The sequence below is a fragment of the Pseudomonas sp. Pseusp18 genome, from assembly GCF_059506005.1.
The window spans coordinates 5,047,987-5,072,372 of record NZ_CP169240.1 but is presented as its reverse complement, the minus strand read 5'-3'; the positions used below and the strand labels follow the sequence as shown (position 1 = coordinate 5,072,372).

The 24,386-nt window shown below is 59.1% G+C and carries 28 protein-coding genes; 15 read left to right on the top strand and 13 right to left on the bottom strand.

The window, feature by feature from the left end:
• Positions 1–141: 141 nt before the first annotated feature.
• From ACEN9A_RS22620 to ACEN9A_RS22610, 3 genes are read right to left on the bottom strand one after another with little or no spacing between them, the layout of a single operon-like run.
• Positions 142–510 (bottom strand): DUF7079 family protein, encoded by a 369-nt coding sequence (locus ACEN9A_RS22620; RefSeq protein WP_258670792.1) that lies wholly within the window; start codon positions 508–510, stop codon positions 142–144.
• The gene (locus tag ACEN9A_RS22615) at positions 495–1,277 is read right to left on the bottom strand and encodes a hypothetical protein (protein ID WP_019647989.1); all 783 of its coding nucleotides are present in this window, start codon (positions 1,275–1,277) and stop codon (positions 495–497) included. The genes ACEN9A_RS22620 and ACEN9A_RS22615 overlap by 16 nt, the downstream gene beginning before the upstream one ends.
• Before the next feature lie 10 nt (positions 1,278–1,287).
• On the bottom strand, positions 1,288–1,833 hold the full coding sequence (locus tag ACEN9A_RS22610; RefSeq protein ID WP_019647990.1) for a PAAR domain-containing protein: 546 nt from the start codon (positions 1,831–1,833) through the stop codon (positions 1,288–1,290).
• 457 nt (positions 1,834–2,290) lie between these two features.
• On the opposite strand from ACEN9A_RS22610, the gene ACEN9A_RS22605 reads away from it, so the two are divergent.
• The 3 genes from ACEN9A_RS22605 (at position 2,291) to ACEN9A_RS22595 (ending at position 3,997) form a co-directional block, all read left to right on the top strand.
• Complete coding sequence (locus ACEN9A_RS22605) at positions 2,291–2,482, top strand: YegP family protein (RefSeq protein ID WP_007941456.1); 192 nt, start codon at positions 2,291–2,293, stop codon at positions 2,480–2,482.
• Positions 2,483–2,651: 169 nt separating this feature from the next.
• Positions 2,652–3,581 carry a LysR substrate-binding domain-containing protein gene (locus tag ACEN9A_RS22600; protein ID WP_019647991.1) on the top strand — a complete coding sequence of 310 codons (930 nt, stop codon included), beginning with the start codon at positions 2,652–2,654 and terminating at the stop codon, positions 3,579–3,581.
• 53 nt (positions 3,582–3,634) lie between these two features.
• Positions 3,635–3,997, top strand: a complete 363-nt coding sequence (locus ACEN9A_RS22595) for a 5-carboxymethyl-2-hydroxymuconate Delta-isomerase (RefSeq protein WP_019647992.1) — start codon at positions 3,635–3,637, stop codon at positions 3,995–3,997.
• A 3-nt stretch (positions 3,998–4,000) separates the two neighbouring features.
• Here the strand turns inward: ACEN9A_RS22595 and ACEN9A_RS22590 are convergent, their stop codons facing one another.
• The 3 genes from ACEN9A_RS22590 to ACEN9A_RS22580 all read right to left on the bottom strand — a co-directional run bounded on the left by ACEN9A_RS22590 (position 4,001) and on the right by ACEN9A_RS22580 (position 7,231).
• Complete coding sequence (locus ACEN9A_RS22590) at positions 4,001–4,936, bottom strand: LysR family transcriptional regulator (protein WP_258670784.1); 936 nt, start codon at positions 4,934–4,936, stop codon at positions 4,001–4,003.
• A gap of 147 nt (positions 4,937–5,083) precedes the next feature.
• Entirely contained in the window at positions 5,084–6,031 is a 948-nt protein-coding gene (locus ACEN9A_RS22585; protein WP_019647994.1) for a DMT family transporter, read from the bottom strand.
• A gap of 15 nt (positions 6,032–6,046) precedes the next feature.
• The gene (locus tag ACEN9A_RS22580; RefSeq protein ID WP_258670781.1) at positions 6,047–7,231 is read right to left on the bottom strand and encodes a cyanate transporter; all 1,185 of its coding nucleotides are present in this window, start codon (positions 7,229–7,231) and stop codon (positions 6,047–6,049) included.
• 415 nt (positions 7,232–7,646) lie between these two features.
• Here ACEN9A_RS22580 and ACEN9A_RS22575 point away from each other — a divergent pair, with 415 nt between their 5' ends.
• The 6 genes from ACEN9A_RS22575 to ACEN9A_RS22550 all read left to right on the top strand — a co-directional run bounded on the left by ACEN9A_RS22575 (position 7,647) and on the right by ACEN9A_RS22550 (position 14,180).
• Entirely contained in the window at positions 7,647–9,029 is a 1,383-nt protein-coding gene (locus tag ACEN9A_RS22575) for a glutamine synthetase family protein (protein ID WP_258670779.1), read from the top strand.
• A gap of 166 nt (positions 9,030–9,195) precedes the next feature.
• Entirely contained in the window at positions 9,196–10,845 is a 1,650-nt protein-coding gene (locus tag ACEN9A_RS22570; protein ID WP_019647997.1) for a phosphoethanolamine transferase, read from the top strand.
• A gap of 73 nt (positions 10,846–10,918) precedes the next feature.
• Entirely contained in the window at positions 10,919–11,581 is a 663-nt protein-coding gene (locus ACEN9A_RS22565) for a class I SAM-dependent methyltransferase (RefSeq protein ID WP_019580826.1), read from the top strand.
• Positions 11,582–11,704: 123 nt separating this feature from the next.
• Positions 11,705–12,838, top strand: a complete 1,134-nt coding sequence (rnd, locus tag ACEN9A_RS22560; RefSeq protein WP_064619698.1) for a ribonuclease D — start codon at positions 11,705–11,707, stop codon at positions 12,836–12,838.
• Entirely contained in the window at positions 12,835–13,128 is a 294-nt protein-coding gene (locus ACEN9A_RS22555) for a YcgL domain-containing protein (RefSeq protein WP_258670774.1), read from the top strand. The genes rnd and ACEN9A_RS22555 overlap by 4 nt, the downstream gene beginning before the upstream one ends.
• A 119-nt stretch (positions 13,129–13,247) precedes the next feature.
• Entirely contained in the window at positions 13,248–14,180 is a 933-nt protein-coding gene (locus ACEN9A_RS22550; protein ID WP_018926763.1) for a D-2-hydroxyacid dehydrogenase, read from the top strand.
• Between the two features lie 90 nt (positions 14,181–14,270).
• Here the strand turns inward: ACEN9A_RS22550 and ACEN9A_RS22545 are convergent, their stop codons facing one another.
• Positions 14,271–14,864, bottom strand: a complete 594-nt coding sequence (locus ACEN9A_RS22545) for a nitroreductase family protein (protein ID WP_019648000.1) — start codon at positions 14,862–14,864, stop codon at positions 14,271–14,273.
• Positions 14,865–15,140: 276 nt separating this feature from the next.
• Here ACEN9A_RS22545 and ACEN9A_RS22540 point away from each other — a divergent pair, with 276 nt between their 5' ends.
• The gene (locus ACEN9A_RS22540) at positions 15,141–15,590 is read left to right on the top strand and encodes a YcgN family cysteine cluster protein (protein WP_007942199.1); all 450 of its coding nucleotides are present in this window, start codon (positions 15,141–15,143) and stop codon (positions 15,588–15,590) included.
• 95 nt (positions 15,591–15,685) lie between these two features.
• Complete coding sequence (locus ACEN9A_RS22535) at positions 15,686–16,915, top strand: hypothetical protein (protein ID WP_258670771.1); 1,230 nt, start codon at positions 15,686–15,688, stop codon at positions 16,913–16,915.
• Positions 16,916–17,011: 96 nt separating this feature from the next.
• Here the strand turns inward: ACEN9A_RS22535 and ACEN9A_RS22530 are convergent, their stop codons facing one another.
• The 4 genes from ACEN9A_RS22530 to ACEN9A_RS22515 all read right to left on the bottom strand — a co-directional run bounded on the left by ACEN9A_RS22530 (position 17,012) and on the right by ACEN9A_RS22515 (position 19,238).
• Positions 17,012–17,389, bottom strand: a complete 378-nt coding sequence (locus ACEN9A_RS22530; protein ID WP_019648002.1) for a YgaP family membrane protein — start codon at positions 17,387–17,389, stop codon at positions 17,012–17,014.
• A gap of 80 nt (positions 17,390–17,469) precedes the next feature.
• On the bottom strand, positions 17,470–17,940 hold the full coding sequence (locus tag ACEN9A_RS22525) for an RNA methyltransferase (RefSeq protein WP_007942196.1): 471 nt from the start codon (positions 17,938–17,940) through the stop codon (positions 17,470–17,472).
• A gap of 190 nt (positions 17,941–18,130) precedes the next feature.
• Positions 18,131–18,502, bottom strand: a complete 372-nt coding sequence (locus tag ACEN9A_RS22520) for a YajD family HNH nuclease (protein WP_007898702.1) — start codon at positions 18,500–18,502, stop codon at positions 18,131–18,133.
• A 49-nt stretch (positions 18,503–18,551) separates the two neighbouring features.
• The gene (locus tag ACEN9A_RS22515) at positions 18,552–19,238 is read right to left on the bottom strand and encodes a spermidine synthase (RefSeq protein ID WP_019648003.1); all 687 of its coding nucleotides are present in this window, start codon (positions 19,236–19,238) and stop codon (positions 18,552–18,554) included.
• 95 nt (positions 19,239–19,333) lie between these two features.
• Between ACEN9A_RS22515 and ACEN9A_RS22510 the strand changes: the two genes are divergently transcribed.
• Positions 19,334–19,618 carry a hypothetical protein gene (locus tag ACEN9A_RS22510; RefSeq protein WP_019580818.1) on the top strand — a complete coding sequence of 95 codons (285 nt, stop codon included), beginning with the start codon at positions 19,334–19,336 and terminating at the stop codon, positions 19,616–19,618.
• A 3-nt stretch (positions 19,619–19,621) separates the two neighbouring features.
• Here ACEN9A_RS22510 and ACEN9A_RS22505 read toward each other — a convergent pair whose 3' ends face one another.
• Both ACEN9A_RS22505 and ACEN9A_RS22500 read right to left on the bottom strand, forming a co-directional pair.
• Positions 19,622–20,095 carry a cyclic nucleotide-binding domain-containing protein gene (locus ACEN9A_RS22505; protein WP_019648005.1) on the bottom strand — a complete coding sequence of 158 codons (474 nt, stop codon included), beginning with the start codon at positions 20,093–20,095 and terminating at the stop codon, positions 19,622–19,624.
• An 86-nt stretch (positions 20,096–20,181) separates the two neighbouring features.
• Positions 20,182–22,236 carry a S9 family peptidase gene (locus tag ACEN9A_RS22500; protein WP_258670768.1) on the bottom strand — a complete coding sequence of 685 codons (2,055 nt, stop codon included), beginning with the start codon at positions 22,234–22,236 and terminating at the stop codon, positions 20,182–20,184.
• Positions 22,237–22,479: 243 nt separating this feature from the next.
• On the opposite strand from ACEN9A_RS22500, the gene ACEN9A_RS22495 reads away from it, so the two are divergent.
• Genes ACEN9A_RS22495 through ACEN9A_RS22485 form a run of 3 tightly spaced genes read left to right on the top strand, consistent with a single transcriptional unit; the run spans position 22,480 to position 24,343 of the window.
• Positions 22,480–22,977, top strand: coding sequence for a hypothetical protein (locus ACEN9A_RS22495; RefSeq protein WP_019580815.1), 498 nt, complete (start codon positions 22,480–22,482; stop codon positions 22,975–22,977).
• A gap of 32 nt (positions 22,978–23,009) precedes the next feature.
• Positions 23,010–23,786 (top strand): class II glutamine amidotransferase, encoded by a 777-nt coding sequence (locus ACEN9A_RS22490; RefSeq protein ID WP_007934123.1) that lies wholly within the window; start codon positions 23,010–23,012, stop codon positions 23,784–23,786.
• A 14-nt stretch (positions 23,787–23,800) separates the two neighbouring features.
• Positions 23,801–24,343 (top strand): DUF2937 family protein, encoded by a 543-nt coding sequence (locus tag ACEN9A_RS22485; RefSeq protein WP_018926754.1) that lies wholly within the window; start codon positions 23,801–23,803, stop codon positions 24,341–24,343.
• Positions 24,344–24,386 lie beyond the last annotated feature (43 nt).

Genomic DNA, 24,386 nt, shown 5'->3' with positions numbered 1-24,386 from the left:
CGTCGATGAAGGAGAAGGCCCAAACATAGTGCTGATGCGCTAAATGGAGCCGCATCCTTCCCCAGTAACTCATATTGCTCATAAGCGATCATGATGCCCGATGGCCCTAGGTGCGCGGCTGCTAGTTTTGATAGGCACACGTCAAATATGAAGATCATGAAATTTCATAATTTCCTTCCAAATGTACCTATAGCTGTAACGTAGCCACGTAACCTTTAGAAGGTCGAATGTGCGTCGCAACACACTGATCTCTCGTGCTTTGATTTCCTTCTCTATTTCGCTCAGTAGCCACTCATCCTTGAAACCTGTCCAAACAGGAGGGACTGGCGTCTCAAGGTTGCCGAAACAGACAGGCGCTACCTCTGAATACAGGATGTCCTCCACGACTTTCAGGTCATAGCCCCGGATTCGTTCCGCTATAGAGGCATAATCGACAGTGCTATCTACAAATGCCTCTGCCAACGCTATCTGAATGCGCGCTCTTTCTGCCGGGGTCAGAATATGTCCCAATGGGCCAGCTCCTCTAGCTCTGAGTCGAACGTATCGGCAGCGATCCCGCCCGCTATGCCACCGGCCATGCTTCCAATGAGCACCACGGCGATGGCGCAGGCAGGCGCTCCTGGACCGCAAATAGCCGAAATGCCCAAGCCAGCAAGAAATCCTCCCGCTGCACCGCCGCCCAAGATGGTTGCTTGATGAGCCGTTTCTTTGGCTTTGTCGTCAGCGTTCAGTATTTGGTAGGTGGCCAGCACTGCCGTCATGATGATGCCAACCTTGCCCATGACAGACATGATTTTGGTGCCGGAGGTGAACTTGGCATTGGCACTGCCTGAGCGCTCTAGTGCTCTGTACAGGACTTCTTTTTGTTGTGCTTTTGAAAGTTGCTCGTAGTTCTTATTAAACTGGGTTTGAGATTTTTCGTTCAAAACGTCAGTGTGCGTTCTGCCAGCTTTTTTCTTCTTTTGCACGATGGCCAGGCCCTGTGCAGATGTAAGCTTTCGGTGTTCGAACATGATCTTGTTGCGCATCTCATTGCTGAACTTTGTGCCATCTTCAACACTGATGTTGCCAGCTCTTACCTCAGCAAATATCTGCTGTGACATTCGTCGAATATTTTTCTCATAGCTTGCACGGACCCGTTCGTCTTTGATGGCATCGATGGAAAAACGACTTGCAGCTCCCTCCATACCCGCAACCGCCATCTCAAGGGGGGATTGATCGAGGGTATGTTCACTTTTGACGATATAGCTTCCGGTTACCAGGTTTGGTTCCGTCACGAGAAAATCCTTATCCCAAGATGTCGTTCAGTAGTCCGTCGATACCTGCGGTTGTGCAGGTGTTCTCGTGCTGGGCGAATGCCAATGTATGGCAAGCCTTTCCGGTGGGATTGGAGAATTTGACTGAGTTATTTGAGTCGAATACCCCGGACATTGAAGACCCGTCGTCAAAGTGAGCCGTGCAGGCAAATCCTTCATAGCTCTCTGTTGCGGGAATTTTAAAGCCGATCCAGTTCCCGTGGATGGTCATCGGGGTAGGCGGAATGAACGGTGCTGGCGTATGGGAGTCACCAATGATCACCGTGCCCGAGCCGCCAATCACGACGTCGCCATGGGTGCCGACAGTGCCGACCAGTGCGGCATTCTTACCATTGATGAACACGGTACCTGACACAGCCGAGGCTAAAGTACTGCCGCAGGTGCAGGTGTCGCCTTTGGTCGCGGCTGCAAGTCCATCGAAGAACACATCAGGAGAACCGGAGGCGATGGCTTTGGGGCCGTGCCCGGGCATGGGGCAACTGGTGGGGTCGGTGATACGTGCGGCGGGCTTTGCCATGTGTGACTTCCTGTCAACGAATTTACCGAGGCTGACTGTATCAGACTTGTTTTGGATGGTGGCTCACGGCTATGAACTCCAATTTATCTCCAAAATTTTTACTCGCACAGGTGCCGCAAAAGCTAGGGCAAGATCAGTATCGATTTGAGTCGCTTCTTTTTCGTTTGCACAGCTTTTTCCATCAGACCACTTTCGCATCCGTCCTGCTTTTCCCCGGGTTTTTGGTGTCGGAAAATTCAGCACAACAATGTAAGAAAGATATGTCCGTCCACAGGAAAAGTAACTCCACCAAGTCGTTCTAATTACCGTCCCCCGTATTCATTGATCGTTTCGGCAATCAAGGTTTTTCCTTCGAAATATCCCCTGACATTGAAAGACGTTGCCGCAAAAAATCCTCATCTACTCTGGTTTCGCAGGTCACTGATCTGTCGTAATCAGCCATCGCAAGGAGCGATCAATGTACTTTGAGATTTACAGGCAAACCCGTGGCACCTCACAGACCGGCAAGGGCCAATGGCGCTGGCGTTTGCGGGCGGGGAATCATGAAACGATTGCCAGTGGGGAGGCTTACGTCAACAAGTCTGATTGCGTGCATGCCATCGGTTTGATCAAAGGGACTCAAGAGCAGACACCGGTCAAGGAGATATAGGTTCCAGGCGGTGAAGCTGCTCAGTCAGGGCAGCTTCGTTTTAGCCGGGCGCTCTTGAGTTGTGAGCGCCCTCGGTTTTTATGGATCGGGTCGTTTGCCAACCTGCATAGACGCCGATCGCGACACCTCCCTAAACTGTCAGCCAGTCTTGGGGACCGGGGTGCAACGGATGAATCGCAACGAACTACGCAAGGCCGACATCAACCTGATGGTGGTGTTCGAGACATTGATGCTCGAACGCAACGTCACACGGGTGGCGGAGAAGCTGTTCCTCGGTCAGCCGACCATCAGTGCGGCGCTGAACCGCTTGCGGACGATGTTCAACGATCCGCTGTTCATTCGGGTCGGCCATCGCATGGAGCCAACAGCGCGGGCCGAGGAGATCATTCAGCACCTGTCGCCGGCACTGGATTCGCTGTCGGTGGCCTTGAGCCTGACCCACGATTTCGATCCGCTCAGCAGCACCATGACGTTTCGCATCGGTCTGTCGGACGATGTCGAGTTCGGTCTGTTACCGCCACTGCTGCGTTCTTTGCGCCAGGAAGCGCCGAAGGTGGTGTTCGTGGTCCAGCATGTCGACTACTGGCGCATTCCCGACTTGCTGGCGTCTGGCGATATCACCGTTGGTATCAGCCAGACCCGTGGCTTGCCGGCCAACGCCAAGCGCAAATTGTTGCGACATATCCAGCCCAGTATTTTGCGTGCAGACGCATCGGACACTCCGTTGACCCTCGATGAATATTGCGCGCGGCCGCACGTGCTGGTGTCCCACACCGCCAATGTCAGTGGATACGCCGATGAATGGCTGGCAGAGATCGGCCGTACGCGCCACGTAGTGCTGTCCGTTCCGCAATACAGCTCATTGCCAGCGTTGCTCGCCGGCACCGATTTGATCGCCAGCCTGCCGGATTACACGGCGGAGGCGATGGCCGCGTCAGGCCAACTGTTCAAGGAGCCATTTCCGTTCAAGACGCCGACCCTGGACCTGTCCATGGTCTGGCTCAGCCATGTCGACAGCGATCCGGCCGAACGCTGGCTGCGCTCGCGTCTGGAGGCGTTCATGAGTGAGCGTCCTATCCTTCCGCTGTCCAGTGAGTAGGGCGGCTCTATGTTATATCTACGACCTTTCTGCCAATCCTCAGGAACCCCGTCATGCCCCACCTGCACATGGAATACACCGCCAACCTGTCCGAACTGAATGCCGATGTGGCATTGATGCGACTCAATAACGCGCTGGTCGCTTCGGGGCAGTTTGAAGAGTTCGACATCAAGGCCCGTGCGGTGAAGGTCGAGACTTTCAGGGTGGGTACCGCACCGGGCGAGCGGGCGTTCATGCATGTAAAACTGTCGTTGTTGAGCGGTCGCTCGCCGCAGATCAAGAAGCAGTTATCAGACAGCCTGCTGGCGGTGGTGCAGGATGTGTGCGAATGGCCGGTCGGTGTTGAGGTCCAGCTATGTGTGGAAATCATCGACATCGATCGAGAGTCCTACACCAAGACTGCTATCGGCCTCTGAATTTCAGGCTATTTCCTGCTCGGCGCAGGCCTTGATCACTTGCTCACGCAGCCAGGTGTTGGCGCTGTCCTGGTCGACGCTTTGACTCCACTGCATGTTCAGGGTGAAGCCCGGCAAACCATTGGGCGCTTCGCAGTGATTGAAGATCGCCTCATTGGCCAGCAATTGCTGGATGCGCCGGGGCAAGGTCAGGATGAAGTCGGTGCCGGTGATCATCTTCAGTGCCGCGCTGTAGCTGTTGGAGCGCGCGACAATCTGGCGTTTGTGGGCCTGTTGAGCCAGCCAGCCGTCAACCATGTTGGTGGTGGACGTCCAGGGCGTCGGGAACACATGCCGACGTTCAGTGAACGCTTGCAGGCTCAAGCGCGGCTCCAGCGGCGTGGCGCGTTTGTCGAAGACGCAGACCAGATCGTCCTCCAGCAGCCGCCTGGAGTTGAAGTCGGTGTGGCTTCGATGAAAGTCCGGGCCGAAACAGATCACCAGGTCGAGGCTGCCGTCGCGCAGTTCTTCGGCCGGGATGTCGGTTTCGAACTTGTGCATGTTGACCATCACTGGCAAGTCGGCGAAATCGAAGCTCTTCAACAGGCGCGGCAGGACCAGTTGCTCGAAGTATTCCGGCGCGCAGATATTGAAGGTGACCGGTTGCAAGGTCGGATCGAACGTCGGTGTCCCGGCGTGACACAGGTTGATGCTTTCGAGAATCTTCAGCACATGGGCATACATGGTGCTGGCTTTGTAGGTGGGGCGCATACCCGTGCGGGTATTGATGAATAACTCGTCTTCGAAACTGGTGCGCAGTTTTTTCAGGCAGTAGCTCACGGTGGACTGGCTGACGCAAAGTGCCTCCGACACACCGGTGACGCTGCTTTGCTCATACACGGCGACAAACACCATGAGGTCTTGCATATCGAGCTTTCTAAGCAAGTTACTGTTCAGCATCCGTTCTGTCTCGCTGTGCTCCTTGCGCTGACCGTGCGCAAACGTGTGCGAATGATCTTAGCGGAACGATAGTACCAAGAGAATGCCTTGTAGGATGTTTCATGGTCAGTTGTGGGACAGATAGTGTTATGAACACGACCTGTGAATTCAATCCCCCGAAACATGGCCAGAGGCCTTCAGCGCTGATTGCTGTGCAGGCATCGCATCGCGGCTGGATATTAACAGCGCCAACATGCCGACGCCCACCAGCAACGCACCGATGATTTCCAGGGCGCGTGGCGACTGGCGTAGCCACAACCAGTGGAACAGTGTGATGAACAGGGTGCTCAGGTAGATGTAGGAAATGACTGAGGAAGGGGCGATCACGCCAATGGCTCGATGCAGCAGCCAGAAAGTCGCCAGGGTGGCGAACAGTGCCAGGTAGATCAACCACCAGAGATCGCTTGCGCTCAGCAACAATGCCGAACGCCAGCCGCCGCTGAACCCACAGAACACCAATAGAAACAGTGCGCCGAACAGCATGTTCCAGAAGGTCATGCCCACCGGACCGCGCCCCTTGAGGCTGTTGGCCTTGAGCCGTTGACTCAGGGGCGAGTAGAGCGCCATTGCCAGGCAACCGACCGCATACACCAATACCGCATACAGCGACGGCAGTTCGCCGGGGTCTGCGCCTTTCAATACCAGCAGCACGGCGCCGGCCGCGGCAACCAGCATGGGCAACACGCGTTGTTTCAGGCGGCTGTCGGGTGTCAGGATGGCTTCGAACAGCAGTGTCAGCAACGGCACCAGAGTGAACATCGTCCCGGTGTTCACCGCCGAGGTGTAACGCAGTGCTTCAAACAACGAGCCGAAGTACAGCGCCAGCAGCATGCCGAGCACGGCATGACCGAGCAGGCCGCGGGCGGTCATGGCGGTATCGCCCTTGAACAGCAGCAGGGGCAAAAACACCAGGGCGCAACACAACAGGCGCAACCCGGTCAGCAGAATCGGGTCGATGGCCTGGCTGACCTGGGCTGCCGCGGAAAACGAGACGGCAATCAACAGCGCCCATAGCAACATGCCGACGTGAGCGGCAGCAAAACCTGTGCGTTTCATGATGGGGGTTCCGGGTTAATGAATGTGTTTGGCGTAATGCCGCGGATCGAAACGCAGAACCATCAGGATCATCAGTGCCATGACGCCCATCAGTGACCACCAGGCCCATTCGAAACTGCCCAGTTGATCGCGAATCATCCCGGCGATCAGCGGCGAGAGGCCGGCGATCAGGTAACCGATGCCTTGCACGAAGGCGGTCAACCCGCCCGCGCGTTGGGGATTGTCCAGATGATCCAGCGACACGATCAGGCTCATCGGGAACAGCCCGCCGATGCCCAGTCCCAGCAGGCACGGCCACAGCAGGCTCAGGTGTCGTGGGCTTAGAATCAGCCCGCAAAAACCGGCCATGATCAGTGCCAGCAACACCACCAGCACCAGGCGCCGGTCACGGCTGCGGTTGGCGATGGCGGGTGTCAGCAACCCCGACAACACTTCCATGGCCGTCAAAAAGCCCAGCAACAAGCCGGCCTGTTGCTCGCTCCAGCCTTTTTCCACGTAGTACGGCGCCAGCCAGGCCAGCACACAGGTGTAGGACGCCGTGCCCAGGCCGAAGAAGATCGCGAGTAACCAGGCGCGGGAATTGCTGAAAAAAGATTCTTTGCGGGACGACTTTTCCCCCAATGTCGGCATTCCCGTGCGTTGAACGCACCAGAACAGCAACGCCGCCAGCGCCAGTGCCGCCCAGATCGCCAACCCCACTCGCCAACTGTCGGTGCGGGTCATCACCAGCGGCGCGAATGACGCCGCAATTGCCGCGCCAGCCATGATCGACGTCACATAGAGACCCATACACACGGAAACGTTGTCGCTGAAACGGGACTTGATCAGGGCTGGCATCAACGCTTGAATCAGCGCAATGCCGACGCCGGCCAGTACGGCGCTCAGGATCAGTTCCGCCGCCGAATCAAGGAACAACCGCGACACCGTGGCGAGGCCGATGATCAGCAGCGACAGCACTACGGTGCGCTGCTCGCCCAGGCGCTGACTGATGCCGATACCAAAGAACATCGCCAGTCCCATGGCCATGACTGGCAGCATGGTCAACAGCGAGGCCAGGCTGAAATTCAGCGGGATGTCACCGCGAATGGCAGACAGCAACGGGCCGACAGCGGCCATGGACGGACGCAGATTCAGGGCGACAAGAATGATGCTGAACATCAGCCAGAGGGCAGGGCGGGAGGTTGCGCGAACGTTTTCCATAATCGGACCTTCAGGAACAAGGAGCCGATTAGGCGCGCGAGCCTTGGAGGCGGCAAATCAGAAAGTCCGGAGCAGTATTTAGAAATTAAATAACTGTACCGCCCGCCTAATCCCCCGGTCGCGAATAGTCAATTGTTTAGCCAATCCACACCCAAGGTTCTTCAAATCCCGATTTAACGGCTTAACCGCCCGTGTGACGCTGCTGCGCATCTGTTTACTGCGGTCTTCTCTATGGACGGTTGTCCAGTCGCACTCCCTTCCGAACTCGCCTTCTGGGCCTTGTGGCACTGCCGTCACGCGCGCCCGCCGGATTCCTGCATCTCCCGCTGATTGTTCTGACAGGTCCCGCGCTGTGCGCCGGGATCAACCCGGCGGCGCCTGTGCGTTTGCCTGACGCGGATAGACGAGAATTCCCATGAGCTGTGCCACGACATCCTTCGCTACGAAAGAACAAGCCCTGACGTTTCTTGAACAGAACCCGGATATCGAAATGTTCGAGCTGTTCATCCTCGACAATAACGGTGTGCCACGCGGCAAATTGTTGCATCGCGATGAGTTGCTGGCGGTGTATGAAAGCGGTCGGCCACTGCCGAGTACCATCCTGGGACTGACCATCAATGGCGATGACGTGGAAAACTCCGGTCTGGTCTGGGACGTCGGTGATATCGATTGCCGCGCTTATCCCGTCAGCGGCAGTTTGCAGCGCATGCCGTGGCGATTGATTCCCACGGCGGCGGTGCAGGTCAGCATGCATCCGCAAGAGGGCATGCCCGCAACCATCGCCGACCCACGGCACCTGCTGGCCAAGGTCGTCGAAGGCTTGCAGGCCGAAGGTTATTACCCGGTGATGGCGGCGGAGCTGGAGTTCTATCTGCTGGATCAGCAGCGCGACGGCAACGGTCGGCCGCAACCGGCGCGGGATGCCGATGGCGGGCGGCCACGCGGGACTCAAGTCTACGGCTTGCGTGAACTGGAACAGATCGAGCCGTTTCTGGCCGACCTCTACAGTGCCTGCAAGCTCCAGGGCATTCCGGCGCGCACGGCGATTTCCGAATACGCGCCGGGGCAGGTGGAAATCACTCTCGAACACCGCACCGACGCTTTGCAGGCGATGGACGAAGCCGTGCGCTACAAGCGGCTGGTCAAGGGCGTGGCGCACAAGCACGGGATGACGGCTTGTTTCATGGCCAAGCCGTTCGATGATCTGGCCGGCACCGGCATGCACATGCATGTCAGCCTGGCGGACAAGGACGGCAATAACCTGTTCGCCAGCGAGGCCTCGGACGGCACGCCGCTGCTCAAGCACGCGGTCGGCGGGATGCTCGCCACATTGCTCGATGCGTTGCTGTTGTTCTGTCCGAATGCCAACTCGTACCGTCGTTTCCAGACCAACAGCTACGCACCCCTGGCGGCCACTTGGGGCGTGGACAACCGCACCGTGAGTTTGCGAGTGCCCGGCGGGCCGGCATTCTCCCGGCATATCGAGCACCGTATTTGTGGTGCCGACGCCAATCCGTATCTGGCGGCGGCGGCGATCCTGGCCGGTATTCATCGCGGCATCCGCGAGCAACTTGACCCCGGGGCGCCGGTGGAGGGCAACGGTTACGCCCAGGCTGCGCAATTGTTGCCGACCGACTGGTTGACCACGTTACGAGCGCTGGAAGGCTCGAATTGGGCCAGGGAAGCATTCGGCAGTGAGTTTCTTGGCGTCTATCTGGCAGTGAAACGAGCCGAATACCGGCAATTCATGGGCGAAGTCGGTGAGCAGGATTGGCGCTGGTATCTGCATCAGGCTTGAAACGGGTCGCCAGTATTGAAAGTTTTGGCCTAATGCCAGAAGCCAACTATTCGTTGGCTTCTTTTTCACGAAATATTGATGGTTGACTGATTAAGATTTGTGGCGTCTCGGTCAATGAAATTTTCACATTTGCCGCGGGCACTTCTTTTCAGGAACAGCCGATCACATGTTGAAGTTCAAAGCCGTGCGCCCCGAATGGGTGACGTTGGTTTCCAGTGCCTTTCTATTGGCAGGGTTCAATTTAGTTCTCTGGCAACACCTCTTCGATATCACCGCTGCAGACGGTCAAGGCATCGTCATGCGTGTCGCGTTCGGGCTGATGATCCTGGCGGCCTTCAACATTGTGCTGACCTTGCTGGCATTCCGACCCGTGATGAAACCCGTGTTGACGCTGATCTTTCTGATCAGTGCCGGTGTGGCGTACTTCATGAGCCAATATGGCGTGCTGATCGACGCCGGTATGTTGCGTAACTTCGCCGAAACCAATGCCACGGAAGTACGCGACTTACTCTCGCTAAAACTGTTTGTTTATATCGTGCTGCTCGGCGTCTTGCCGTCGTGGTTGTTGTGGAAAATCCCGGTTAATTATCGTCGCTGGCACCGTGAGTTATTAAGTAAAGTGCTGGTGAGTGTCGCGTCGGTTGCGGTGATCGGCGGTGTCGCATTGGTCAACTATCAAGGCCTGTCGTCGTTGTTTCGCAATCACCATGAATTGCGTCTGATGGTGGTGCCGAGCAACTACATAGGTGCCTCGTTCGGTTATCTGCGTGAGCAAGTGGTGTCTGCACGGCAACCATTCGCCAAACTGGGTGAAGATGCCCAGAAAAAACCGGCCTGGCAGGCCCATGACCGTAAATCCCTGACGGTACTGGTAGTGGGCGAAAGTGCCCGGGCCGAGAACTTCGGCATCCTGGGTTATGACCGCGACACCACGCCGAAACTGAGTAAGGAATCCGGCCTGATTGCCTTCACCGATGTGCATTCGTGCGGCACGGAAACGGCGGTGTCGGTGCCCTGCATGTTCTCCAACATGGGCCGCAAGGATTACGACGCCAGCAAGGCGAAGAACCAGGAAGGCCTGCTGGACGTGCTCAAGCGTGCCGGTCTCGAGGTGATCTGGCGCGATAACCAGTCGGGCTGCAAAGGCACCTGCGATCGGGTCACTGTCGACGACGTGAGTGACCTGAAAGACCCGGTGCTGTGCGCCAACAGTGAGTGCCGCGATGAAATTCTCCTGCAAGGCATGCAGCACTTCATCGACACGCTGAATAAAGACACCGTGCTGGTCCTGCACCAAATGGGCAGTCACGGTCCGGAATACTTCAAGCGCTACCCGAAAGAGTACGAACACTTCACGCCTGTGTGTGAAAGCAATGCGCTGAACAATTGCAGTCGCGAAAGCATCGTCAATGGCTACGACAATACGCTGGTGTATACCGACCACGTGCTGTCGACCCTGATCGATCTGTTGCGCAGCAACCAGGGCAAAGTCGATACCGCGATGCTGTATCTGTCGGACCACGGCGAGTCGCTGGGCGAATACAACCTGTTCCTGCATGGCACGCCTTACATGCTCGCACCGGAACAACAGAAGCATGTAGCGATGCTGGCGTGGTTCTCCGACAGCTATCAAAAGTCGTTCTCGGTGGACACCCATTGCCTGCAGCAGAATCGTGAAAAGCCCTTGAGCCAGGACAACCTGTTCCATTCGATGCTCGGTCTGCTGGAGGTCAACAGCACGGTCTACAACCCGGGGCTGGATATGTTCGCCGGATGCCGCGGCGCAATGGGCGACGGTGTGCTGGCCAAAAAATGAGCGACACGACCTTTTTTTCACGTAACGACCGCTAATCTGCGGCGCCTGGAACATCCAACAAGAGCCATTAAACATGTCCGCGCAGCCCCCATCCGCCTTCGAGCTTGAGTTCGCCCGGCGCTACGATCAGGAACACGCCCGCGTCTGTAAACAGCCGCGACCGCGCGGCCTGGCGGGGCGTTTGACGTTCTGGCGCGAAGAGCAATTGGTGCGTAACGCGCTGCAGGTCGCTGGCGAACCGGGATTGATTCTTGATGTGGCCTGCGGGGTCGGGCGTTTCTGGCCGGTGCTGGCCGAGCATGCGAACCGGGTGATCCTCGCGACCGATCCATCTCAGGACATGCTCGATCATGCTAGCACCCACCATCCGCAGAACCTGCTGAAACGGATCAAGACCTTTCAGAGTTCAGCCTTCACCATCGGCTTGTCGGCGAATGCGGTTGACTGCATTTTTTGCCTGCAACTGTTTCAACGCATCGCCTGTCCCGAGCATCGATTGGCCATGTTGCGCGAGTTCCACCGGGTCAGTCGCGATACGGTGATTGTGGCGGTGCGGGTTGATGGGCGTTTCAAGCTCGAGCGTTCGGACGTGGAGGGCGCACAGGCCCAGCCACAGGCCAGCAAGGCCGAGCTTGAGGCCGAGTTCAGGCAGGCGGGTTTCTGCTTGCTCAGTCACCAGGACTTGGTACCGGGTTGCACGCGGATGCGGGTCTACGTGTTGCGTAAGGACAGCTAGTCTCCAACTGTCAGACAATTCTTGCTGTTCGGCAGGTATTTTCGCTAAAGCTCTTGTTCAGTGAATGCGCGGAAATCGCCGGGGGCGATATATACTGCGCGCCATTCTTCAAGGGAGAGCCGTGTGGCCATCGATATTCACTGGATTCGCGACAACGATAGCCTCGGTCAGTTTTGCACCGAGTGGCAGCAGCTGCCATTCGTTGCCCTCGACACCGAATTCATGCGGGTCGACACCTTTTACCCGATCGCAGGCCTGCTGCAGATCGGCGATGGCGTACGCGCTTACCTGATTGACCCACTGACCATCGACAACTGGCAGCCCCTGGCCGCGTTGCTGGAAAACCCGGCCGTGGTCAAGGTCGTGCATGCGTGCAGCGAAGACCTCGAAGTCCTGCTGCGTCTGACCGGCAGTCTGCCGGCGCCGCTGTTCGACACCCAACTGGCCGCTGCTTACCTGAACCTGGGTTTCTCCATGGGCTATTCGCGGCTGGTGCAGGACGTGCTCGGCATCGACCTGCCGAAGGGCGAGACCCGTTCCGACTGGCTGCAACGTCCACTGTCCGAGACTCAGATCAGTTACGCGGCCGAAGATGCCGTGCATCTGGCGGAGGTTTTCGTACAGCTGCGTCCGAAGCTTTCTGACGAAAAATACGCGTGGGTCCTGGAAGACGGTGCCGAGCTGGTCGCCAATCTGCGGCGCGAGGTCGACCCGTACGAGGTCTATCGCGACGCCAAACTGGCCTGGAAGCTGTCCCGCGCCCAGCTCGCCGTGTTGCGTGAACTCTGCGCCTGGCGCGAGCGTGAAGCCCGCGCCCGTGATCTGCCGCGCAACCGCATTATCCGTGAACATTCACTGTGGCCGTTGGCACGCACCCAACCGGACAACCTCGGCGCACTGGCGAAAATCGAAGACATGCACCCGCGCACCGTGCGTCAGGACGGCGAATTTCTGCTTGATCTGATCAAGCGCTCTGGCAGTGTGTCGCCTGATCAGTGGCCGCCAGCGGTGCCGGAGCCATTGCCGGTGGAAGCCGCCGCGCTGGTCAAACAGCTGCGTGCCATAGGCCAGGCCGAAGCCGAGCGCCTGAACATCGCACCGGAGCTGATGCTGCGCAAGAAAACCCTGGAAGCGCTGCTCAAGAGCGGCTTCCCCAATGGTCCTTACCAATTGCCTGATTCGCTGCGTGGCTGGCGCCGCGAATTGATGGGCCAGGCGCTGCTCGACAGCCTGGCCACCGCCGGAGAACAGCCTTGAAACGTATTTGCTCGATTTATCGAAGCTCGAAGAAAAACGGGATGTACCTCTATGTGCTCAAAAGCGATGCACTGGAGCGCGTGCCTGAACCCCTGATGGCGGCTTTCGGCAAAGCCATCCACGCTTTCGACCTGGTGTTGACCCCCGAGCGCAAGCTGTCGCGCGAAGACATTGCTGTAGTACTGGAGAACCTCGACAAGCAGGGCTACCACCTGCAAATGCCACCGGCCGAGGATGAATACATCGAACACTTGCCGGAAGAATTGCTGCGCCGCAACGACCCGATGTAATCGGCAGACAGGCTCTGTTCAGAGCCTTATGAAACACTGGAATGATTTTGGCGATGGCCGTGACGATGGAGTGATCCTCCGTCGGCGGTCGTCTGCACTGTTTTTGAAAGGTTTGAAACATGCGCGTTCTGATTGCTGAACACGACCACCCTGTGTATGCCCAACTGTTGCGTCAGGCAGCGCCTGATCTGGAAGTATTGACCAGCGGCGACTCCGCCGAACTGGCCCGTCAGGCCGCCGACTGCCAGGTCTGGCTCGGTCAGCCGGACCTGCTGGCGACGCTGTTGCGTCAGGGCCACACGCCTGCATGGCTGCAGTCGACCTGGGCCGGTATCACGCCGCTGCTGGCCGATGGCTTGCCACGGCACTATCGGCTGACTCGCGCGGTAGGGATTTTCGGTCAGGTCATGGCTGAATATGTGCTGACTTACATGCTCGGCCACGAGCGCGAAGTGTTGGCGCGGCTGGTCAGCCAGGTCGAGCGCAAATGGGACAATCGCCAGGGTCAAAGCCTGGCTGGACGCAAGGTGCTGATTGTCGGCACCGGTGACATCGGTCAGACAGTGGCGCAGTTTCTGCTGCCGTTTGGCGTCGAGTTATACGGCATCGCCAGCACCGCCCGGGAGCAGGCGCCCTTTGTCGAAGTCGGCGCGCTGAGCGATTTGCCGCGCCTGGTCGGTGAGGTGGATTACGTGATCAATCTGCTGCCGAATACCCCCAATACGCACGACCTGTATGACGCTGCCCTGTTCAAGCAGTTCAAGGCGACCGGGTTGTTCATCAACGTCGGGCGCGGCGTTGCGGTGGTCGATGCGGATCTGGTGGAAGCCTTGAAGGAAGGGCATCTGGCCGGGGCTGTGATCGACGTCTGCCGTCAGGAACCACTGCCGCAACGTCATCCGTTCTGGACCGCGTGGGGCCTGCTGCTGACCGGCCACAGCTCGGCACCGACCTCGCCACCGGCGATGGTGAAGCTGTTTGTCGAGAACCTGCGGGCGTATCAGGCGGGTGAAGCGTTGCGTGGGGAAGTGGATTTCGCGCGCGGGTATTGAGGCGCAGCTGAAAAGATCGCAGCCTTCGGCAGCTCCTACAGGGTTTTGTGAACACCTGTGGGAGTTGCCGGAGGCTGCGATCTTTTGCTTTTACAGGGTGAAATCACCCTCGGCCGCCAACTCGCTCAGCGGACGACGCGGGCTTGGCTCTTCACGTGCTTGCAGGTACTCGGCCAGTGTCGCCTTGTCGCCCAGCTTGCCGATCGCCACGGCGGCGTGCAGCGCATAACCCTCAGGAATGTTCAGCTCCTTGCGGGTCAGCTCCTGATCGAAACCGGCCATGCCGTGGGTGTGCCAGCCGCTGATGCTCGCTTGCAACGCCAGGTGGCCCCAGGCGGAACCGGTGTCGAAGGTGTGCCACAGCGCCGGGGTTTCTTCGCTGGCGCCAGGTGCCACGAAGGTAGTTTTCGAGATCACGATCACCAGCGCCGAGGCGTGCTGTGCCCAGCTGCGGTTGAACTCGTTCAGCAGGCCCAGGTAACGCTCCCAGTTCGGCGTGTCGCGACGCGCATAGAGAAACCGCCAAGGCTGCGAGTTGTACGCCGATGGCGCCCAGCGGGCGGCTTCGAAGAAGCTCAGCAGGGTCTCTTCGGGGATGGTTTCGCCGGTGAAGGCGCGGGGCGACCAGCGATCGGTGAACTGAGGGTGAATGGCGTAGTCGGCAACGCGTGGATTAGCACTCATCAAGAGATTCCTTTACGTTTGAAAGTGAGGGTTGTCGTAAAAACCGGCAGATACAGTTGAGTTGAGCGCCAGGTTTTTTTGAGCCGGCAGTTCACCTGAATGCAACGCGGTTGAGCGTTAATGGCACTTGGGCAGGGTTCCTTGCGACTGGCAAAGCTACTGGGTGGCGCAGAAACTGACAAGTGCCGTCGTACCGGCAGTCGCCAATGCTTGGCCCGCCGGTGCCTTGGCACTAGACTGGCGGCCTTTTCACCACCTGATGTTGATGCTTGAGCCATGGCCGCCAAAGTCGAACCGTTCTGGATACGCAAAACCCTCGATCAACTCGATCAAGAGGAATGGGAATCGCTGTGCGACGGCTGTGGCCTGTGCTGCCTGCAAAAGCTCGAGGACGAAGACGACAACGCCGTCTACTACACGCGTATCGCCTGCAAACTGCTGGACCTCAAAACCTGTCAGTGTACCGATTACCCCAACCGTCGCGACTTTGTCCCCGATTGCATCCAGCTCACGCCGGGCAAGGCCGATGAGTTCAAATGGTTGCCGCCGACCTGCGGTTATCGACTGGTCAGCGAAGGCAAGGACCTGCCGCTCTGGCATCACCTGGTGTGCGGTGATCGTGATGCGGTACATCACGAACGTATCTCCCAGTCCGGGCGCATGCTCGCCGAAGGCAGCGTGGCCGAAGACGATTGGGAAGATCATCTGATTTTTCGCGCGGGTTAGTGCACAGCGCACACAAAATCGGCGGTAATTACAAGAAATTGGGGCCGCTACGCAGCCCAGCGCGAGCAAGCTCGCTCGCCACAATAGGAGTGTGTATGGCGGTGGGAGTGCTGCGGGTGTTGGCTGTAGGGCTGCTGGCCCTGAGTTCGCCCGTGTGGGCGGCGAAGAAAGTCGATCTGGATTATCACGTGCGCCTGTTGCCGCAAAGCGATCAGGCCGAAGTACGCCTGACCCTGGCCCAAGGCTCGGCGGTGCGCAGTCTGGATTTCGATTTGGGCGATGGCAGTCACTACAGCGATTTCAAGGCCGACGGCCAATGGCAGCTCAAACCGGGCACGCAGGCCCGTGGTGTCTGGCGCCCGGCCGCCGACAAGGCCAGCCTGACCTACCGCGTGCGCATCAGCCATGGGCGCAAGAACGGCAGTTTCGACACGCGCATGACACCAACGTGGGCGCTGATGCGTGGTGATGACCTGGTGCCCGCGGCCAAACTCGATCAGCAGGACGGTATCGAGCTGGTGTCACGCCTGGAATTCGAATTGCCCACGGGTTGGAAAAGCGTCGAAACCGGCTGGCCGCGGATCGGCAAAAACAAGTTCCGCATCGATAACGTCTCGCGCCTGTTCGACCGTCCTACCGGTTGGATGCTCGCCGGTAACCTCGGCAGCCGTCGCACGCGACTGGGGGAAACCGAAGTCACCGTGGCCTCGCCCCAAGGCCAGGGGATGCGCCGCATGGATGTGCTGACGCTGCTGACGTTCGTCTGGCCGCAAGTGCAGGAGGTTTTTCCGCGTCACCCCAGCAAACTGCTGATCGTCGGCGCCAATGACCCGATGTGGCGTGGCAGCCTCGCCGCGCGGGAATCGATCTATCTCAATAGCCGCCTGCCGCTGGTCAGCGAAAGCGGCACCAGTGCCTTGATGCGTGAATTGGCTCAGGTGTTCGGGCGGATCAACGATAGCCAGCGCAGCGACTGGATCAGCGAAGGGTTTGCCGAGTATTACGCCATCGAACTGGTGCGCCGAGCGGGCGGCATGAGTGATGAGCGGTATGAGAGCCTGCAGAGCAAATTGACCAAGGACAGCCAGAAGGTCACCACCTTGCGCGGGGAGCAGATCAATCCGGCGCAGGTGGCCAAAGCGGTGGTGTTGCTGCAGGAACTGGATCGCGAGATTCGCCTGAAGACCCGCAACAAGCGTTCGCTGGATGATGTATTGCGTGGGGCGATGCGTTTGGAGAGTGTCGATACCAAGGAATTCGTTCAGCTCAGTGAGAGCGTTATTGGCGAGTCTTCCAAGGTGCTCGATACCGGGTTGTTGCAATAGAAAATCAAAAGATCGCAGCCTTCGGCAGCGCCCACAGGCGCGTAGGAGCTGCCGAAGGCTAGGGCCGTGTTCGGACGATCTTTTGACCTTAAAAGGTTAAACCCCGGCTTTCGGCGACTTCAAAGAATCATTGCCCGTCACGGTCGCAGTTTTGGTCGCCGCCTCGGCATTGGCCTTCAACCGACTCAACTCTTCCCCGGCACGCTCAATCCTGGCCCGAGCGTTAACCATGTCCTGACGGCTCTTTTCCAGAAAGCTTTTCGCCGAACTGTGCCCGGTAATACCCCGCGCCATCGCTACGCCGCCAATGGCCACTTGAAGCAACCCGAACACACCACCGCGCCGCAGGCCTTTGCCGACCATTACCACGCCGCCGGCCAGGGAACCGATGCGCTCCCAACCCTGGACGTTCTGCGCGGGCTGAGTCTGGAACGGGGTGGATTCGATGCGCTCTACGCGTTTGAGGTCGCTCATGATCTGTCTCCAGGCTTCAAGAATGGATAATTAAGCTGACTGCCGAGGCGGTCGGCTCGTTCCATCGGATGTGCGGTGATTCAGCGGAATTTCGGGCCTGAGCGGGTGTTGTTGCCCTTGGCCATGCGGTCGTACAGCACCACGTTGACCGTGGCCGCCAGGTTCATGCAGCCGGTGGTCGGGATATAGACCACGTCTTCGCACCAGTCGCGGATCTCTTTATCCAGCGAACCGTCTTCGGGGCCAAAGATGTAGAGGGCGCGATCCGGGTGCGTGTATTCCGGCAGCGAGCGGGCGCCGTCGACCAGTTCCACGGCAACCGGTACACAACCCAGCGGCAGGATTTTCTTCAGGTCGTCAATGCCGATCAGGGGAATGTCGTAGTGGACTTTCTTGGTGTCGGTGACGAAATCAGCGGCGCGTTCATAGCGCTTGCCGGTGTAAAACACCGACGCCACGCCATAGCAACCGGCGGCGCGCATCACCGAACCGACGTTCTCCGGTGATTTGGGGTTATACAAACCAATGCAGCTGTACCGTTTGTCTGCCACGAGCGGGGTGCCTTCGGGAAAAAAGCGCGATTATACGGGGATTGGGGGAGGGGTGTTCAGTTTGGAGATGATCGTACCCACGCTCTGCGTGGGAATGCCGCCAGGGACGCTCCGCGTTCCGCTTTCGAATGTGACGCAGAGCGTCACGGGATGCATTCCCACGCAGAGCGTGGGAACGATCAGCAGATCTTCAGTCTTCTTTCTTCATCAGTCCGGCCAACGCCGCAAACGGGTTATGCGTTGCCTTGGCGATCTTCGGCGTACTCAGCGAGCCTTCGTCGAAATACTGCTGATCGGTGTAACGCGAATGCTCGTTGTCATGGCAATACAGGCACAACAGCTCCCAGTTCGAACCGTCCTGCGGGTTGTTGTCGTGGTTGTGGTCGCGGTGGTGCACGGTCAGCTCGCTCAGGCGTTTACCGGAGAACTCACGGGCGCAGCGGCCGCACACGTGCGGGTACATCTTCAAGGCCTTGTCGCGGTAACCCATTTCCTTGTCGCGCTGGTTATCGGCAAGGATGCGGTCCAGCTTCGACGTGTTGGTTGGGGTGGACGAACTCATGGGTTCACCTTTGTAAAAGACTAATGACGGTTATGTGTTGAAGTTTAGCCTAGCCCTTGAGCTTCTCGGCAATCCAGATGGTGTGGCGGGTGCCTTTGTTGCCGTGGGCGAAGACCTGCACTTCTTCGGCCTTGAAGCCGGCCTTTTTCAGCTTGTCGGAAAACTGCCGGTCAGCGCTGGCCGACCACACCGCCAGCACGCCCTTGGGTCGCAGGGCCTTGGCGCAGGCGCTCAGGCCACCGGCGGAGTAGAGCCAGCTGTTGGCCTTCTGGGTCAGGCCTTCGGGGCCGTTGTCGACGTCGAGCATGATTGCGTCGAAACCCTGCGGCTCGGCTTGCAGCACCTTGGCCACGTCTTCCATGCGGATCACCGTACGCGAGTCGAGCAGCGGGTTGCCGGCTTTTTCGCCCAACGGCCCACGGTTCCACTCCACCACGCCGGGCACCAGTTCGGCGACCACCACTTCAGCGGTCTTGCCCAAATGCTTGAGCGCCGAGGCGAGGGTGAAGCCCATGCCCAGGCCGCCGATCAATACCCGCGAATTCGGCCGGCCGGCGACCTTGCGGCAAGGGATTTCGGCCAGGGCATCTTCGGAGCCGTGCATGCGGGTGTTCATCAACTGCCCGCCATCGCCGCCCTGGATCTTGATGACGAAGTCCTCGCCGTATTCGAACAGGCACAGGGCACCGCCGTTTTCAGGAATGGGGGTGGTGTCGAGCAGAACGAAACGTTTCATGGGGCTCTCTTGGGGGGAAATGGACAGACGGAAGAAGGCAAACGAACGCGGTTGGGAGTAGCCTGCAAAAGACCACAAGGCCAACGGAGCCATTGATGAAGCGCACCATTCTAACGGCCATTGCCCTGGCCGCGCTCTCGATAACTGCAGTGCAGGCCCAGGAGCAGCAAACCATCCCCACCGGCCCCACGCCGATACCCGGTTCGCCCGGCACTGCCACGCCGACGCCGTACCCGCAGATTACCCCGACCACTGTGCCCAAGACCGGCAACGGTGGGCCACCATTGTTGCCGCCGATCGAAATGCCCAACCCGCCCAAGGACCAGACCTTGCCGGGCCTTGAGCCGAGCACGACGAAAATCAAAACGCCGGGCGGATAGTGTCTAAATCTGCTGCGAGAGCAGTTGCCCGTCGGCCATGCGCAAGCGTTTGGAGAGGGAGACGGCGAGGGCGCGGATGATCTTGGCGGCGATTTTCGGTGCCTCGTTGAGCATCTTTTCCAGGGAGTCCTTGCCCAGGTTGAGCAACTGGCAGTTGCTCGCGGCCACACAACTGGCTGAGCGCCGTTCGCCGTCGAGCACGGCCATTTCGCCGAACGCCCGACCGCTGCGCAAGGTCGCCATGGTCACCCGTTGCCCTTCGCTGTTGGTCTTTTGCACCGCGACCTGGCCGGTGTGGATGATGCACATGAAACTGCCGGCATCGCCCTCATGGAAGATCTCTTCGCCTTCGGCGATGGTGCTGATGCTGAAGTAACCCGAAGCCGCCACGAAGTCCGCCGGCAGCAGTTGATCGAACAGGCCACAGTCCATCAGCCAGTCGCGAATTTCTTTGTTCAGTAAGGTCGGTTCTGACATATCGTCACGGTCTTTTTCTTGTGTCTGTTGCTGTTCCAGGCGCGCCCGGCGTCTGGTGTTAAGACCGGGACTCCGGGCCAAGTTCCTCAGGCAATGCCCAAAACCTTCAAAACAAATGCGTATTCGAGGGCTACGTCACGTAATCCCTGGTAGCGACCGCTCATCCCGCCATGCCCGGCGCCCAATTCAGTCTTGAGCAGCAGCGGGGTGGTGTCGGTTTTGGTCGCGCGCAATTTCGCCACCCACTTGGCCGCTTCCCAGTACTGCACGCGACTGTCGTTGTAGCCGGCGATCACCAGCGTTGCCGGATAGGCTTGCGCGGTGACGTTTTCATACGGGGCGTAGGCCTTGATCCGATCATAGACGTCTGGTTCTTGCGGGTTGCCCCATTCGTCGTATTCGGTGACGGTCAGCGGCAACTCCGGGTCGAGCATGGTGTTGAGTACGTCGACGAACGGCACTTCGGCAATCGCCACGCCGAACAGCTCCGGCCGCTGATTGAGCACCGCGCCGATCAGCAGGCCACCGGCGCTGCCGCCACTGATTGCCAGCTGCGATGAGGTGGTGAAGCCGTTGGCGATCAGGTGTTCGGCGCAGGCGATGAAGTCGCTGAAGGTGTTGTGCTTGTGTTCCTGCTTGCCGGCGCGATACCAGGCTTCGCCCAATTCACCGCCACCGCGCACATGCGCGATGGCAAACGCCATGCCGCGATCCAGCAGGCTCAGGCGGGCGTGGGAGAACCACGGGTCGAGGCTTTCGCCGTAAGCGCCGTAGCCGTACAGATAAAGCGGCGTCGGCTTGCCGAGGAATTCGCGTTTGACCACCAGGCTGATCGGCACTTGCGTACCGTCCGGGGCCGTGGCCCAAAGCCGCTGGCTGACGTACGCGTCGGCGTCGAACGGGCCGAGTACCGGGGTTTCCTTGAGCACTTTCTGCTCGCCGGTGGCCAGGATCAGTTGGCGGATTTGCGCCGGACGGTTCAAGGCCTCGTAGCGCAGACGGATTCTGTCGCTGATAAATTCCAGGCTGTTCTGCACATGCAGGCTGTAAGCCGCATCCGGTAATTGCACGCGATACGGCACCAAGTCCCGTGGGTAGACTTCGATGATCGGCAGGCCTCCTTCACGCAGGCTCAGGGTCATGGCCTCGGCGTTCAGGCTCATGCCATCGATCATCACCGTGTCGCTGTGGGGGATCAGGTTCTGCCAGTCGGCTTCGGTCGGCGCGACGCCGGTGTCGGCGGCCTGGTACAGGGCGAAGTTGATGCCGTCACGGTTGGTGCGGATCAACCACGTCCACTCGCCATCGAGTTTGCCGTGATCGACGTCGTATTCATGGTCTTCGACCCGCGGCGCCAGGCAGGTAAAGGCCTGGTGCGGCAGCGAGGCGTCGAGCGCCCAGACTTCACTGGTGGTCTTGCTGCCCAGTGACAGCAGCAATTGCCGTTCGGAACTTGAGCGGTAGCAATGCAGGAAGAATCGGCCGTCCGGCTCATGGAACACTTCTTCGGCGGCGGTGCCGTCCAGTCGATAGCGGAACAGTTTGTGCGGGCGATGGGTGTCGTCGAGTTCACCGAAGAACAGCGTCAGGCTGTCATTGGCCCAGGTCATGCTGCCGTCGCAGTCCTGGAATTCCAGTTCGCTGACGCGGCCGCTGGACAATTCCTTCACGAACAGCGTGTAAACCTCCTCGCCACTGGAATCGATGCTGTAGGCCAGGCGCTGGTGGTCCGGGCTGACGCTGAACGCGCCCAAGGAAAAGAAACCGCCCTTGGCCAGCACGTTCGGATCGAGCAGCAGGAGTTCCTGGCTTTCGTCGATGCGCAGGCTGCCATCGGTCGGACGTGGGCAGCGGTAATGGCGGGCGTATTCGTCGCCGGCCGTGGTGCGGGTGTAATACAGGTACGGGCCCCAGGGCGAGGGCAGCGACAGATCGGTTTCGAGAATCCGCCCCTTGATCTCTTCGAACAGGGTTTCGCGCAGCCCGGCCTGATCGGCGGTTTGCGCCTCCTGATAGCGGTTTTCAGCTTTCAAGTAATCGAGCACTGCGTCGGTGTCGCGCTCCTGCAGCCAGGCATACGGGTCATCGCCGTCGGCCTTGTGGGCAATGGGCGCGTCGGAAACGTTGGCGGATAAGGGCATGAATGGCTCTCGAACAAAGTACGGAATAGGGCTTCGCAACCTTTGGAAGCGGGCTTGTGTGGCGAGGGAGCCTGCTCCCGTTGGGCTGCGAAGCGGCCCCCAAAAAGGAACTGCTGCGCAGTTCAACGGGAGCAAGCTCCCTCGCCACAGACAAGCCCCCTCGCCACATCTGCCGCTCCCACATTGGGACAAGCCTGAAGTGCGAAAAGTCGTTACTATAAGCGCCTCTTTGCCTGCCTTGCCATGGACACCATGACCGAGAACGACTATCTGATCGCTTGGGGCCTCTACGCCTTTGCCGCTTTAGGCTGCCTGTTGGTGTGGATGCGCATCACCCGCTGGATGTGGCGCTGGCTGCGTGAGCCGCTGCGGCTGCTGATGGCGGTGTTGCTGTTCAGCCCGACCATCATCGACCCGGTGAAGGAAAAGGTCGCCCCTGCCATTGCCATTACTGCGCTGGATCTGCTGTTCAAGGTCGGCAACAACGCCTGGCGGGCGATTTCCGATCTGTTCATGTACGGCATGATTGCCTTCGGCCTTTACCTGGTGCTCGTGGCGATCCGTTTCCCGATCGAGCGCGCATCCAAGGCTCGCAAGGAGCGGGCGGAGGCCGCCAAGGCTGCGGCGCGGGCCGACGAGCCTGAAGGCGATCAACCGTTCGGCGGTGCCGGTGATGATCGTTACGGCCGGCCACCGGTACCGAGCAACCCGCAGCGTTTGCGGGTTGAACCACGTCTGTAACAGTGCCCCTGCCTTTCATCGAGAGTCCGAGCATGTGTGAGTTATTGGGCATGAGCGCCAATGTCCCGACCGATATCGTGTTCAGCTTCACCGGGCTGATGCAGCGCGGCGGCCGCACCGGACCGCACCGTGACGGTTGGGGCATCGCTTTCTATGAAGGCCGTGGCCTGCGGTTGTTTCAGGACCCGGCGGCGAGCAGCGAGTCGGAAGTGGCGAACCTGGTACAGCGCTATCCGATCAAGAGCGAAGTGGTGATCGGGCACATCCGCCAGGCCAATGTCGGCAAGGTCTGCCTGTCCAACACCCATCCGTTTGTGCGCGAGTTGTGGGGACGCAACTGGTGTTTCGCCCATAACGGGCAGTTGGCCGATTTCAACCCGACCGCCAGTTTCTACCGCCCCGTCGGCGATACCGACAGCGAAGCGGCATTCTGCGATTTGCTCAACCGGGTGCGTGCTGCGTTCCCTGAGCCGGTAGAGATCGAAGAACTGCTGCCGGACCTGGTGGCCGCTTGTGCCGAGTACCGCAGCAAAGGCGTGTTCAACTGCTTGCTCAGCGACGGCGACTGGCTGTTCTGCTACTGCTCGACCAAACTGGCGCAAATCACTCGCCGTGCCCCGTTCGGCCCGGCACGCTTGAAGGACGTCGATGTGATCGTCGACTTCCAGGCCGAAACCACGCCCAACGATGTGGTCACGGTGATCGCCACCGAACCCTTGACCGAAAACGAAACCTGGACCCGCTACGAACCGGGCCAATGGAGCCTGTGGCGACGCGGTGAATGCGTCAGCCAGGGCAAGACCGAATAAGGATCTCCCCCCCCATGTTGCTCAGTTATCTACGGCTGGTGTTGTTCGCGGCAGGCCTGTTGATCGGTGTCCAGGTGCCTGGTTTCATCAGTGACTATGCCAAGCGGGTCGAGGCGCATCTGATCGAGGCGCAAAGCGGTTTGAGCGGTTTTCAGGGCACTGCCAATCAGTTTTTCAAGGGCGATATGCAGGCGCTGGTGGCCCATTACCGTGCCAGCGAAGACCCGATCTTTCGCAGTGATGCCGACAGCCTGAGCGCTTTGCTCACCCGTCAACTGGCCCTCGACAAGCAATTCCAGGCCATGCAGGGCCCGTGGTACATCCGCTTCCTGCAAGTGGTGCTGGCGGCCGACCCGGACATTCGCAAGGAAACCTGGAATGGCTACAGCTACCAGATTCTGCTGACGCCGGAAGCGATGATCTGGGGCATGAGCGGCGCGTTGCTGCTGTCGTTCGGCATTGAATGCCTGTTCCGACTGATCGACTGGGTGGTGCTGGGCGGCAAACGCCTGCGCCAGAGCCGACCGATCGAAGAGCGGGATTTGCGCGGGTTGTAAGAAAAAGATCAAAAGATTGCAGCCTTCGGTAGTGCCCACAGGC